Genomic DNA, 12,024 nt, shown 5'->3' on the forward strand with positions numbered 1-12,024 from the left:
TCAAGTCGTGCGAAACCCTTGCCCCCACTCTCATCCAGCCCTAGAAACCCGCCGCCATGGCTGGATTTCTCCGCTCTCTTTACAATCGGTTCTCCAACACCGCCGAGATCGACTGGGACGATTTGGAAGCCTCCCTCGTCGCCGCCGACCTCGGACCCCGTTTGGCCATGAGCTTGGTCGAGGAACTGCGCGATCTCGGCCGCCAAATCACTGCTGACGACGTGGTCGAAATCACCCGTCAACACCTTGCTCAACGCCTCCCTCCCGATCTCCCTCCCCCCCTTCCTCCCAGCTCCGACAAGCCCTTCGTCTTCCTCATCGTCGGCGTCAACGGCGTCGGCAAAACCACCACCTGCGCCAAACTCGCTCATTGGCTGCAACGTCGCGGATCTCTCACCTACCTCGCCGCGGCCGATACCTTCCGGGCGGCCGCAACCGAGCAACTCCTCCGCTGGGGGCAACGTCTCGACATCCCCGTCATCACGGGGCCCGCGAACGCCGACCCCTCCTCCGTCTGCTTCAATGCCCACCAGCAGGCCATTCGCGACGGCGCACGATACCTCATCTGCGACACCGCAGGCCGGCTCCACAATCGTCACAACCTGATGGAGGAGCTCTCAAAAATCCGCCGAACTCTTGCCAAACAGGATCCCGCCGCACCGCACCTGACCCTGTTGGTATTGGACGCTTCCACCGGTAGCAATGCCCTCCAGCAAGCCAAGGAATTTCACAAAGCCTCGCCCCTCGACGGCTTCATCCTCACCAAAATGGATGGCTCTGGCAAAGGCGGCGTCGCGGTGGCCATTCACGAGCAACTCGGGATTCCTCCCCGCTTTCTCGGCACGGGTGAAGAACCAGCGGACTTCGCCCTTTTCCAACGTGCCCGGTTCCTTGAGGACATGATCTGATGGCCCCTTCTCTGACCATCCGCGGCACCGCTTGCCTCACCTGCCTCGGCGATGACCTCGCCGTTCAGGCTGCGGCTGTGCAGAAAGGCCAATCCGGATTGCGCCCCCTCGCTGAACTCGACGGATCGCCTGCCGACTTCAGCGATCTCCAAGCGGGCTGGATTCAGGACCGCTCGCGTTTGGCCCACCGCATCTGGTCTCCCCTTTCCATGGCCGCCCTGATCGTGGCCCAACAGGCCGTCGCCTCCTCAGGCTGGCGCGACCTTCATGACGTGCCCATCTTTTTTGCCACCAGCCGAGGATCCGTAGCTGGCGTCCGGGAACCTTGGCCAGGTCGCCGCCCGACTCCTCTCATGACCGCCAGCAACTCGTTACCCGCGGAACCTGCGGCGGCAATCAGCTCAGAATGGGGCACTCATGCCCCATGGCAAACGGTCTCCAGCGGCTGTTGCGCCGGCCTGGATGCGCTTCACCTGGCCTCCGTCTGGCTCCGGTCAGGGGAAGCTCAGCGGGCCCTAGTCGTCGCGGCCGATCTCCCCCTCACCCATTCCATCCTTCAGGACTACGACACGGCCGGAATCCTCGCCCACGGAGGCGGACTGGGCATGCACCCATCCGAAGGTGCCGCCGCTCTCTGCCTGGAATCGACCCCCTCGGGAGAAGGACCCGAACTCGTGGAAATGCTCTCACTTTCTGAGCCCGAAGCGCGTTTTGGAGGCAACCGCCCCCTTCCCCTCCTCGCGGAGGCCCTCGCCGGGCTCGCCTCACGCCACGGCAAACCCGACCTTCTCGTTCCTCACGCCAGCGGAACGGCGAAACATAAAATCCATGAAACCCAAGCCATTGAAGCCGCATGGTCACAAGCTCTTCATCTGGCTACCTTCAAACAGGCGACCGGTCACTGCGTCGGCGCTTCCGCGCTGATCGAAGTCGTGCTCGGACTTGAGCTCCTCCCCGCTGCCTCTTCTCTCCTTAAAATTGCTTCCGCCTTGGGCGGAAAGCATTCTTGCGCTTGGATTCGGCGCTCATGACATTTCCAAAGCTCCACCTCGAAGTCTCCATCGACCACCAGCGGATGGACCTTTTCGAGGACGATCAACTCCTCCGTTCATGGCCCGTCTCCACAGCGGCCCGAGGACAAGGGTGTCAGACCGGGAGTCTGAGAACTCCCACCGGTAGATTTGTTATCTCCGAAAAAATCGGCGAGGGCTGTGCCCTCCACACTCGATTCATCAGTCGACTCCCCGTCGGCATTTGGGACAACACTGAAGCCGGAGACCCCATCCTCTCCCGTATCCTCTGGCTCGATGGTCTAGATGCCGACAATGCCAATACCCACGGACGCTTCATCTACATCCACGGCACCCACCAGGAATCCCGACTCGGCCACCCTGCGAGTCATGGATGCATCCGAATGGCGAATGCTGACGTTGTCGAACTGTTCGACCGCGTCCCAGTGAACACCCCCGTCATCATCCACCCTCCCTCTCTTATGCAAAGAAAGCTCATCTTCTTCGACTGCGATTCGACCCTGTCTACCATCGAGGGCATCGACGAACTCGCCCGAGCTCAGGGGCCTGAGACCTTTGCCGAGGTCGAAGCTCTCACCCATGCCGCCATGAATGGTGAAGTTCCTATTCATGAAGTTTTCCCACGCCGGATGGAGATCATTCGCCCCAACAAGGCACTTTGTGATCAGATCGCACAAACTTACGTAGAGACCCTTACCGAAGGTGTCACAGAGGTCATTCGTCGTCTTCAGGCGGATGATTGGACCGTTATCATCCTCTCAGGAGGCTTCAAACCACTCATCGAACCCCTCGCTTCCGCCCTAGGTATCGAACATGTCGAAGCCGTCCCTTTAGTCTTCGACAATCACGGAGAATACCTCGACTACGGCAGAGATTACCCCACCACCCGCAACGGGGGCAAACCCCAGATAATCAAAGACTGGCGTATCGCCACTCACGCAGCTCACACCATCATGGTCGGCGATGGAATCTCCGATTTGGAGAGTCGCCAGGAATGCGATTTGTTCATTGGTTTTGGGGGTGTTGTGGTCCGAAAAGCCGTCCAAGAACAGGCCGACTACTACATATCCAGTATGTCAGATTTCCCATTCGACGCACTTCCCTGATGTGTTATTTGGATGTCCTGACTTATCCCACAAGCTAACAAAGACTCTTGCACAGTGCGATATCGCCACTTATCGTTGGCCCGCAATGAGCACCAAAACCGCTAAGAACAACAAAGGAAAACGCTACACCGATGCTGAAAAGCAAGAGGTGGTCGATTACGTCAACGAGATCAACTCATCGAAGGGACGTGGTGGACAATCGGCTGCTTCCAAAAAATTCAAAATCTCACCTTTGACCATCTCCGGATGGCTGAAGAAGTCGGATTCCGTCCCAACCGGTAAGTCGACGGCTTCTGTGGGAGGTTCCATTACCAAGAAGCTCGCAAAGCTTCAGGACCTCCATGGTGAGATTGCACGGAAAGAGAAGGAACTTGAAAAGCTTCGGGCCCAATTCGAAGCCCTCAAGGGATCACTCTAACCTTCCCCCGTCTTCACAACTTCCCCCGGGACACCCACACGCACCCCGTCGCCGCCCCTCCGCGGTCACGGGGTGTCTTTTTAGATTCATCTCCTTCCCCTTCCGGGAAATTTAAAAAATCAGTCCGGAATCGTCACCCCTTCGGTCACTTCCCGCCAGACCAGCTCTTCACCTTGGAAGACGAATCGACCCAAAAATGTCTGCTCCATTAAGAGCAGCGGGAGCCAAAAGCGATCGTCGCTCCACATTCTCTCATAGGGAATCTCCTCGATCGGCACCCATAGCGGTACCGCCTCCTCCGTTTCCTCAGGGGTGCCCGTGAAGTCCTCGGCGCGGTAAACATGGCACAGGATATCAGGGAAGTCAGACATCGAAAAATGCAGCTCCCCGAGCTTCCGGGGCTCAAGAACTCGGATTCTCAGCTCTTCTTCCGTTTCCCGGAGAGCGCACTCCAACGGGGACTCTCCGGGATCGATCTTGCCCCCGGGACCATTGATCTTCCCTGCTCCCAGGCCTCGCTTCTTCTCAATCAATAGGATCTGACCGTCCCGGATCACGAACATCAATGTCGCGTGAACCGGGGCGGACCAAATTGCCCAATCCATCGGAGCCGCTTCCATCATCCAGCAGAGGCGGCTGCGTAGGCTTCCACACTATCGCAGGTGCATACCAAATTTCGGTCGCCGGCCACGTTGTCGATACGCCCAATCGAAGGCCAAAACTTGTGTTGGCGTTGTCCAGGCAGCGGATAAGCAGCCTGCTCTCTGCTATAGGAGTGCCCCCAATCGTCCGAACAAACGTCTTCTGCCGGGTGCGGGGCGTTCTTGAGGACGTTGTCTTGAGCATCCGCCTCACCATTGACCACCGCCATGATCTCACCGTGAATGGAGACCATGGCATCGCAGAATCGATCCAATTCCATCTTCGATTCCGATTCGGTCGGCTCAATCATCAGGGTTCCCGCAACAGGCCAGCTCATTGTCGGTGCATGATAGCCATAATCCATGAGCCGCTTGGCGACATCTTCCACGGTGATCCCGGATTTCGCCGAAAGCGGGCGGACGTCGATGATGCACTCGTGCGCCACCAAACCGTCCTGACCCGTGTAAAGAATCGGGAAATGATGCTTCAAGCGGCTTGCCACGTAGTTCGCATTGAGGATCGCCACTTGGGTCGCTTCCGTCAGCCCCTCCGCCCCCATCATGATGATGTACATCCACGAAATGGTGTTGATGGATGCGCTACCCCAAGCCGCGGAACACACGGTTCCTGCAGTGTCCGCCAAAGTTTCGTGACCCGGAAGATACGGCAGGAGATGCGCGGCCACTCCGATCGGTCCTACCCCCGGCCCTCCACCCCCGTGTGGGATGCAGAAAGTCTTGTGGAGGTTCAAGTGACAGACATCCGCCCCAATATGCCCAGGGCTCGTCAAACCCACCTGAGCATTCATGTTGGCACCATCCATGTAGACTTGGCCACCAGCCGCATGCACACGCTCGCAAATGTCGATGATCGTGTCCTCAAACACACCGTGAGTCGAAGGATAGGTCACCATCAGCGCAGAGACCCGATCAGCATGAGCGTCGATCTGCTTCTGCAGATCGGCCACATCGATATTTCCCTCATCATCGCATTTCACCCCCACCACTTTCATCCCCGCCATCACTGCCGACGCCGGATTGGTACCATGTGCCGAAAGGGGAATCAGGCAAACGTCTCGCTGATGATCACCGCGATCGAGGTGATAGCGGCGAATCGCCAGCAAACCGGCATACTCTCCTTGAGATCCCGCATTGGGTTGGAGGGAAACTCCCGCAAACCCGGTGATCTCAGCCAGCCAACCTTCCAATTGATTCAACATCTCGCGATACCCCTCACTTTGTTCCGCAGGAACGAAGGGGTGAATCGAGCCCACTTCCGCCCAACTCAGAGGCAGCATCTCGGAAGTCGCATTAAGCTTCATCGTACAAGACCCCAAAGGAATCATCGACTCATTGAGTGCCAGATCCTTGGACTCAAGACGCTTGATATAGCGAAGCATCTCCGTCTCCGTGTGATAGCGGTTGAAGACCTGCTGGGTCAGAATCTCGGACTCGCGAGCCAAGGAGGCTTCCCAACCGCCCGCTGCCGGTTCGAGATCGACGTATTCCACGCCCAGAGCACGACAAATCGGCTTCAAATCCTCAGCCAAGGTCGTCTCGTCCAGACTGATCCCCACTCGACCTTCGTCCAACCGACGCAAATTGTATCCTTCGAGCGCCGCCATCCGGACCACCGTGTCGCTTTGGGGCACCTCAACGACCAAAGTGTCGAAAAACTGCTCGGTCGTGACCTTCAGCCCGCCGTTCACCAAAGCAGCCTTGAGGGCTCCGGTGAGGGAATGCACGCGCTGGGCGATGTTCTTGAGTCCTTCGGGGCCATGGTAGACCGCATACATCGAGGCCATCACCGCCAGTAGGACCTGTGCAGTACAGATATTGGACGTCGCCTTGTCGCGGCGAATGTGCTGCTCGCGAGTCTGCAGAGAAAGGCGGAAGCCCGGACGTCCCTTGTCGTCGTGGGAAACCCCGATGATCCGTCCTGGAAGCTTACGTTTCAGGGCATCCGAGCACGCCATGAAGGCGGCATGAGGACCGCCAAAGCCCATCGGGACACCCAAGCGCTGGCTGCTCCCCAGGCAAATATCTGCGCCGAACTCGCCCGGAGCCTTGAGTAAGGTGAGGGCCAACAAATCTGCGGCCACCACGGCCAAACCCTGGGCCGCGTGCACTTTCTCAAAGAAGCTCGCGAAATCACACACTTCTCCGCAAGTATCCGGATATTGGACCAAGGCGGCGAAGAAGCCTTCGACCTGGCTGGGTTCGAAACTCCGCCAATCTCCTGACACAATTTCGATGCCCAGGGGCTCCGCGCGAGTCCGCACCACATCGACCGTCTGCGGGTGGCAGGCGTCAGAAACAAACATCACCTTTCCCTTGGGCTTTCCGGAGAGGGCCAAGCTCATGGCTTCCGCGGCTGCAGTGCCCTCATCCAACAAGGAAGCATTGGCAACGGGCAAGCCGGTAAGACTCGTCACCATCGTCTGGAAGTTCAACAGCGCCTCCAATCGACCTTGGGCAATCTCAGCCTGATACGGCGTGTAGGCCGTATACCAACCGGGATTCTCCAGAATGTTGCGCTGAATCACGCCAGGTACCCATGTGCCGTAGTAGCCTTGGCCAATGAAGCTCTTCAGCACCTGGTTGCGGCTCATGATACCGCGGAGTTGATGCAAAGCAGCCGTTTCAGAAAGCGGGCCAGGCAGATCAAGCGGCCGTGTCGACCGGATCGAATTCGGCACCGCTCGGTCGATCAGGGCGTCAAGAGTTTCGAATCCAGTGGCTTCCAGAAGGGAAGCGCGATCGGCTCCGATGGAACCGAGGTGCCGAGTGGCAAATGTGTCGTGCAGGGACATGTCGGTGGTGGAAACAAAAAGCCGCCACCCCGGATGGACGGGGTCGCGGCGAAATCCAGGTTCAAGCCTTCATCCAATCAGGGCGCGGTATCCTTCCGCATCCAAGAGAGCATCCAATTGAGAGGCATCTTTGATCTTCAGTTTGAAGATCCATCCCGAACCATAAGGATCGGTATTGACCAGGGAGGGATCGGCCTCAACCGCATCATTGACCTCGATGACTTCTCCGGAGATCGGGGCGTAGATATCACTTGCAGCTTTCACCGATTCGACCACGGCCGTCGGATCGCCGGCATCCACCGCTCGACCCATTTGCGGCAGCTCGACAAAGACCACGTCCGTCAACTCCTCCTGCGCGTGGTCGGAGATGCCCACCACGGCTGTATCGCCCTCAAGGCGGACCCATTCGTGGGAGCTTTGGAATCGCAGGTCATCAGGAACATTCATTGGCTATATTTGGCTTAGGCCGGGATGGTGGTTGGTTTGTAAAAAGGCTTCTTAACAACTTGGGCGGGAAAGCGGCGGCCTCGAACATCAATCCAGACCTCGGTGCCCGGTTTCGTGAACGCGATGGGCAAGTAGGCCATTCCGATCCCCTTTCCGAGGCTCGGTGAAAGCACCCCGCTGGCCAACTCTCCCAGCACTTCACCATCAGCATCCGTCACCGGATAATGAGAGCGTGGCGGAGCACCTTTTTCAAGATATTCAATCCCGACAAGTCGCTGATCCAGACCCTCTTTCTTCTGCGCCACCATGGCGTCTCGCCCGACAAAATCGCCCTTGTCCAACGCGACAAAAAATCCAAGTCCGGCCTCAAGGGGCGTCCGCTCCGGAGAGAGATCGCTGCCATTCAGTGGATATCCCATCTCCAGGCGCAAACTATCGCGGGCACCCAGTCCACAAGGCGTGGCTCCCGCCTCCATGAATCGCTGAAAAATCGCACACGCCGACTCGCTCGCACAAAACAGCTCGAATCCATCTTCGCCGGTATAACCGGTTCGGCAGACGATCGATCCATCCGCCAACCGTGCCAGTCCGTTGCGCGATGGTAGCTCTTCCCCAGGAAATGCGCTGGCAAACGCAGCCGAAGCCTCAGGGCCCTGAATGGCCATCCCGGCCCACTGGGAGCTTTCATCCGAAAACTCCACCTCTCCTTGCAAATGGGAGGTCATCCAGGAGGCGTCTTCCGCCACTTTCGACGCATTCACCACCAGAAAATACCGCTCGGGAGATTCCCGATAGACAATCAAATCGTCAATCACCCCACCCTGCTCATTCAGCAAGAAAGTGTACTGCCCGGTGCCGTCGCTCAACTTGCCAAGGTCATTCGCGAGGAGGCCATTCAGCCAACTTCCCGCATCCGCACCCGTGACAACAAATTGTCCCATGTGGGAAATGTCAAAAACACCGACCGCCGACCTCACCGCTTGGTGTTCGGTTAAGATCGAGGAATACATCACAGGCATGTTCCACCCGGCAAAGGGGACCAAACGCCCGCCGAGTTCGAGGTGGAGATCTTCCAGAGGAGAACAGAGCAATTCGTCGGACACGGCGGCAAAAGTGGTGAGCCGACTTGAAAAAGTCAATGGAACCGGGGCTTTGCGGCCTCCGCATACGAAAAAAGCCCGACGTCACCGTCGAGCTTCTCCGCATAAGAAACGCTGCGTAGGATCAAACGTATCGCTTCACCAACAAGGATGCATTGTGGCCACCAAAGCCGAAGCTGTTGCTCAAGGCCACCTCCACCTGCTTTTCGATGGCGACATTCGGAACGCAGTCCAGATCGCATTCTGGGTCTTGGTTCTCGACATTGATCGTCGGAGGAATGACGCCGTCACGAATCGCCATCAGGCAGGCCAGCAGTTCTGCCCCGCCAGCGGCTCCTAACATGTGGCCCGTCATCGATTTGGTCGAACTGACCTTAAGGCCATTCTGCACCCGATCCCCGAAGGCCCGTTTGATCGCCTTCACCTCGGCGATATCTCCCAGACCCGTCGAAGTGGCATGGGCATTGAGATAGTCGACATCCTCCGGATTCACTCCCGCGTGGCGCATTGCCATTTCCATCGCACGAGCAGGACCGGAACCATCCGGTGAGGGTGCGCTGAGGTGATAGGCATCCGCGCTGGCACCATAGCCCGCCAATTCGGCGATGATGTTCGCGCCGCGGCGCTTGGCGTATTCGAGTTCTTCGAGAACCACCACCCCGGCACCTTCTCCCATCACAAATCCATCGCGATCTTTGTCAAACGGGCGCGAAGCCCGCTCAGGATCGTCATTGCGAGTGCTCAGGGCCTTCATGCTGCCAAAGCCTGCGAGGCCGCAAGGAAGAATGCTCGCCTCTGCGCCACCGGCGACCATCGCATCGGCATCCCCAAACTTGATGATCCGCCAAGCTTCTCCAATCGAGTTGTTGGAGGTCGCACACGCCGTGACGATCGCCATGTTCGGTCCACCCAAGCCGAATTCCATTGAGAAAACGCCACTCGCAATGTTGGCGATCATCATGGGAATCAGGAAAGGCGAAACCTTGGCGCCTTCTTTGATCACCAACTTGGAGTGCTCGTTCTCGAGCGTTCCCAAGCCCCCGATGCCACTGCTCACAATGGCACCAACCCGCGTCCGATCGAGACCTTCTACGGCCTCCAAGCCCGAGTGATCGAGCGCCATCCGTGCGGCCGCTACGGCCAACTGGACGTAGCGATCTGCGCGACGAGCGTCTTTCGGATTCTTGAAATACTGCTCGGCGTTGAAATCCTTCACCTCGCCCGCGATGTGGCAGTTGTATGGGGTCGGATCCAGGTGGGTGATGCGGGCAATGCCACTGCGTCCCTCTTTCATCCCTGCCCAGGTCGATTCCGCATCGTTACCCAGTGGGCTGACGCAGCCCACTCCGGTGATCACAACTCGTCTCTCGCTCATCATGCTCAGTGCCCTCTCGGTTTGCCGTCCTTAGATCGCCTCAGGAGGATTTGGCAAGTCTCATCCCAAAGGTGTCGGTCCCTCCTGTCCAGTCGAGGCGTGACATTGCGGGCAGTGGTGCTCGTCAAATCGGCCGTCCACCTCGAAAACTGCGAGACACAGCCGACACACCGCTTTTTTCTCCAAAGCTTTGCGTTCGGTCTTGGCGTGCTTCGATCTCGAAAGGATGGCGAACAGGATCACAGCGAGAAACGCTCCTCCCACCAACCCCACCACCAGATCGCTAAAATCCATCTCGATCATCGGTCACCATGCATGCATTCGACCACCCACCAATGGCGGGTGGCACTTTCGGTTTCCACACGCCCCTTAAGAAGCCAAGCCACCGCACGAGACGCCGTTTCACTCGGATCCAACGCCTGCACCGTCAGCACCTGCCCCTGCACCCCTGTCTCGATCAAATAACGCTCCCCCAACCAACCTGCAGCCTCTGCAACAGGCACCCTTCGCGATGGCACTTGAATGCTGTCGGACTCAGATCCACCCATCAGGCGAAAGCTCAGCGCCGTCGTCCGCTCGACGGGAATCTCGGGCAAGGGAAGCGGATCGGGTAAGGGGGGCAACATTTGGATGCTGGCGGCCATGAGGTCACGCTCATTCCCTTTGGCGAGGCTCATGGCCGCGAGAGTTGGGACATAGTCCGGATCCGATGGCGCCCAGGTCGATGGGGATTCTTGCCTCCATCGGGATTCTCGGCGTTCCCCATCTTCTCGAAATGGATATGGACCCGCATCCTTCGCCATCCGCTCAAGCGCCGCGCCCATGGCGTTGGTAGGAATCAATGTCATCACTGCCCGACGCTCCCCGCCGGCCCGTGCTTTGCCAATTCGCACCTTCACCCCCACCGCCAAAATGACGGCCGCCGACCCCACCAAGAAAAAGGCGACCAGAAACGACATAGTATTCGACACCGGCACTCGCCAGTTGAAGCCCAGCCCCGACTCGCGGTCGCGTTTCTGAAGCGTGATACGACGACGAAACATCAAGGAACCTCCGTTGTTTTCGCCCCCCCCAGCAAATACACCCGAAACCCAGCATTCAGAACCTGCTCGGCGATGCGACGCTCCACCCCCGCAGGAATTCGCTGTTCGGTCTTGATGTAAGCCACAGGAATCGGCCCTCCTTCTCCGGTTTGCTCCTTCAAACGGGCCACCAAATCCTGCTCGCTCAATCGCTCCCGCCCCAGCCACAGGACCACCGGGTCCCCTTCCGTGAGCGTGATCACTCGGGCATCGGCATTCCGAGGAATCTGATATTGCGAAGCCGGCATCTCCACCTGCACGCCAGATTGATTCAAAAACGTGGGCCCCATCAGCAACGCCAATAGCAGCAACGTGAACAAATCCAGCACCGGGATCGCGTGCAAGAATCCGATCCGTTCAGGCAAGGTCGAAACGAGCTTCATCGCTGACGATTCAGGCGTTCACGGGACTCGATTTCGTCACGAATCGACACGATCCCCGTCTCTGCCCGGGCATCGCAGATGATATTCACCATCTCGATCCCCGTGCGCTCGATGCGGTGAAAGAGCCGCTTCGCCCGCCCCACAAAGTAGAGGTAAAATACATAGGCCGGAATGGCGATGGCCAACCCGAATCCAGTCGTCACAAGTGCCAAAAAAACCCCCTTCGCCAACTCGCTGGCCGGCATGACCTGCTCACCCGCACCGAGTTCCTGAAACACCTCCAGAATCCCCATCACGGTCCCTAACATCCCCGCCAAGGGCGCAATCAGCGCCACGGCAAGAATCGCTCGCAGGTTCTTCTCGATGCGCGGAACCTCCAACTGCCCCGCTTCCTGGGCGACGTCGCGCAAATCCGGCCGCGAAAGATGATGCCGGAGCAACACGGCATGCGCGACTCGCGCCACCGGCCCAGGGGCTCTCGCAGCCTCATGCAAAGCTTCGGCAAATGCCTTGCGACGGGCATGATTCGACAAACCCACCAAAAGATCCCCGACATTGATCCGGGCACGGTGAAAGAAAAACATCCGTTCCACCACAAATACGGCCCCGAAAAACGCCAACCCCATCTGGAGGAAGACAATCGGCCCACCGCTCTCGACCAGCGTGGGGGGATCCAGAAGTTCAGGTGTCATGACCAAAATTTAGGCATTGCGCCCCGAC

The 12,024-nt window shown here is 58.3% G+C and carries 13 protein-coding genes; 4 read left to right on the forward strand and 9 right to left on the reverse strand.

Going from position 1 to position 12,024, the window contains the following annotated elements:
* Positions 1-56: 56 nt before the first annotated feature.
* From ftsY to HNR46_RS01205, 4 genes are all read left to right on the forward strand, one after another.
* Complete coding sequence (gene ftsY, locus HNR46_RS01185; protein WP_184014994.1) at positions 57-908, forward strand: signal recognition particle-docking protein FtsY; 852 nt, start codon at positions 57-59, stop codon at positions 906-908.
* Positions 908-1,939, forward strand: coding sequence for a beta-ketoacyl synthase N-terminal-like domain-containing protein (locus HNR46_RS01190; RefSeq protein ID WP_184014996.1), 1,032 nt, complete (start codon positions 908-910; stop codon positions 1,937-1,939). Before ftsY ends, HNR46_RS01190 begins: the two co-directional genes overlap by 1 nt.
* Positions 1,936-3,045: an HAD-IB family phosphatase gene (locus HNR46_RS20775; protein WP_246417848.1), complete on the forward strand. Its 1,110-nt coding sequence runs from the start codon at positions 1,936-1,938 to the stop codon at positions 3,043-3,045. Before HNR46_RS01190 ends, HNR46_RS20775 begins: the two co-directional genes overlap by 4 nt.
* 85 nt (positions 3,046-3,130) lie before the next feature.
* Entirely contained in the window at positions 3,131-3,463 is a 333-nt protein-coding gene (locus HNR46_RS01205) for a hypothetical protein (protein WP_184014998.1), read from the forward strand.
* A 119-nt stretch (positions 3,464-3,582) separates the two neighbouring features.
* Here HNR46_RS01205 and HNR46_RS01210 read toward each other — a convergent pair whose 3' ends face one another.
* From HNR46_RS01210 to HNR46_RS01250, 9 genes are all read right to left on the reverse strand, one after another.
* Positions 3,583-4,086, reverse strand: a complete 504-nt coding sequence (locus HNR46_RS01210; RefSeq protein WP_184015000.1) for an 8-oxo-dGTP diphosphatase — start codon at positions 4,084-4,086, stop codon at positions 3,583-3,585.
* Complete coding sequence (gene gcvP, locus HNR46_RS01215; RefSeq protein ID WP_184015002.1) at positions 4,083-6,917, reverse strand: aminomethyl-transferring glycine dehydrogenase; 2,835 nt, start codon at positions 6,915-6,917, stop codon at positions 4,083-4,085. The genes HNR46_RS01210 and gcvP overlap by 4 nt, the downstream gene beginning before the upstream one ends.
* A 69-nt stretch (positions 6,918-6,986) precedes the next feature.
* Positions 6,987-7,364, reverse strand: coding sequence for a glycine cleavage system protein GcvH (gene gcvH / locus HNR46_RS01220; protein ID WP_184015004.1), 378 nt, complete (start codon positions 7,362-7,364; stop codon positions 6,987-6,989).
* Positions 7,365-7,378: 14 nt separating this feature from the next.
* Entirely contained in the window at positions 7,379-8,467 is a 1,089-nt protein-coding gene (gene gcvT, locus HNR46_RS01225) for a glycine cleavage system aminomethyltransferase GcvT (protein ID WP_184015006.1), read from the reverse strand.
* A 121-nt stretch (positions 8,468-8,588) separates the two neighbouring features.
* The gene (gene fabF / locus HNR46_RS01230; RefSeq protein WP_184015008.1) at positions 8,589-9,839 is read right to left on the reverse strand and encodes a beta-ketoacyl-ACP synthase II; all 1,251 of its coding nucleotides are present in this window, start codon (positions 9,837-9,839) and stop codon (positions 8,589-8,591) included.
* A gap of 60 nt (positions 9,840-9,899) precedes the next feature.
* Positions 9,900-10,142, reverse strand: coding sequence for a hypothetical protein (locus tag HNR46_RS01235; protein WP_184015010.1), 243 nt, complete (start codon positions 10,140-10,142; stop codon positions 9,900-9,902).
* Positions 10,139-10,882, reverse strand: a complete 744-nt coding sequence (locus HNR46_RS01240; RefSeq protein WP_184015012.1) for a hypothetical protein — start codon at positions 10,880-10,882, stop codon at positions 10,139-10,141. The genes HNR46_RS01235 and HNR46_RS01240 overlap by 4 nt, the downstream gene beginning before the upstream one ends.
* Entirely contained in the window at positions 10,882-11,304 is a 423-nt protein-coding gene (locus HNR46_RS01245) for an ExbD/TolR family protein (protein ID WP_184015014.1), read from the reverse strand. Before HNR46_RS01245 ends, HNR46_RS01240 begins: the two co-directional genes overlap by 1 nt.
* Entirely contained in the window at positions 11,301-11,996 is a 696-nt protein-coding gene (locus HNR46_RS01250; protein ID WP_184015016.1) for a MotA/TolQ/ExbB proton channel family protein, read from the reverse strand. The genes HNR46_RS01245 and HNR46_RS01250 overlap by 4 nt, the downstream gene beginning before the upstream one ends.
* Positions 11,997-12,024: the final 28 nt, after the last annotated feature.

The organism is Haloferula luteola, from assembly GCF_014201715.1.
GTDB classification, from domain to species: domain Bacteria; phylum Verrucomicrobiota; class Verrucomicrobiia; order Verrucomicrobiales; family Akkermansiaceae; genus Haloferula; species Haloferula luteola.

Coding starts and splice junctions, on each gene's coding strand:
- gcvP (WP_184015002.1), bottom strand. CDS start 6,917: ATGTCCCTGCACGACACATTTGCCACTCGGCACCTCGGTTCCATCGGA.
- HNR46_RS01245 (WP_184015014.1), bottom strand. CDS start 11,304: ATGAAGCTCGTTTCGACCTTGCCTGAACGGATCGGATTCTTGCACGCG.
- HNR46_RS01190 (WP_184014996.1), top strand. CDS start 908: ATGGCCCCTTCTCTGACCATCCGCGGCACCGCTTGCCTCACCTGCCTC.
- gcvH (WP_184015004.1), bottom strand. CDS start 7,364: ATGAATGTTCCTGATGACCTGCGATTCCAAAGCTCCCACGAATGGGTC.
- HNR46_RS01240 (WP_184015012.1), bottom strand. CDS start 10,882: ATGTTTCGTCGTCGTATCACGCTTCAGAAACGCGACCGCGAGTCGGGG.
- ftsY (WP_184014994.1), top strand. CDS start 57: ATGGCTGGATTTCTCCGCTCTCTTTACAATCGGTTCTCCAACACCGCC.
- HNR46_RS01210 (WP_184015000.1), bottom strand. CDS start 4,086: ATGATGGAAGCGGCTCCGATGGATTGGGCAATTTGGTCCGCCCCGGTT.
- HNR46_RS20775 (WP_246417848.1), top strand. CDS start 1,936: ATGACATTTCCAAAGCTCCACCTCGAAGTCTCCATCGACCACCAGCGG.
- HNR46_RS01205 (WP_184014998.1), top strand. CDS start 3,131: ATGAGCACCAAAACCGCTAAGAACAACAAAGGAAAACGCTACACCGAT.
- fabF (WP_184015008.1), bottom strand. CDS start 9,839: ATGAGCGAGAGACGAGTTGTGATCACCGGAGTGGGCTGCGTCAGCCCA.
- HNR46_RS01250 (WP_184015016.1), bottom strand. CDS start 11,996: ATGACACCTGAACTTCTGGATCCCCCCACGCTGGTCGAGAGCGGTGGG.
- HNR46_RS01235 (WP_184015010.1), bottom strand. CDS start 10,142: ATGATCGAGATGGATTTTAGCGATCTGGTGGTGGGGTTGGTGGGAGGA.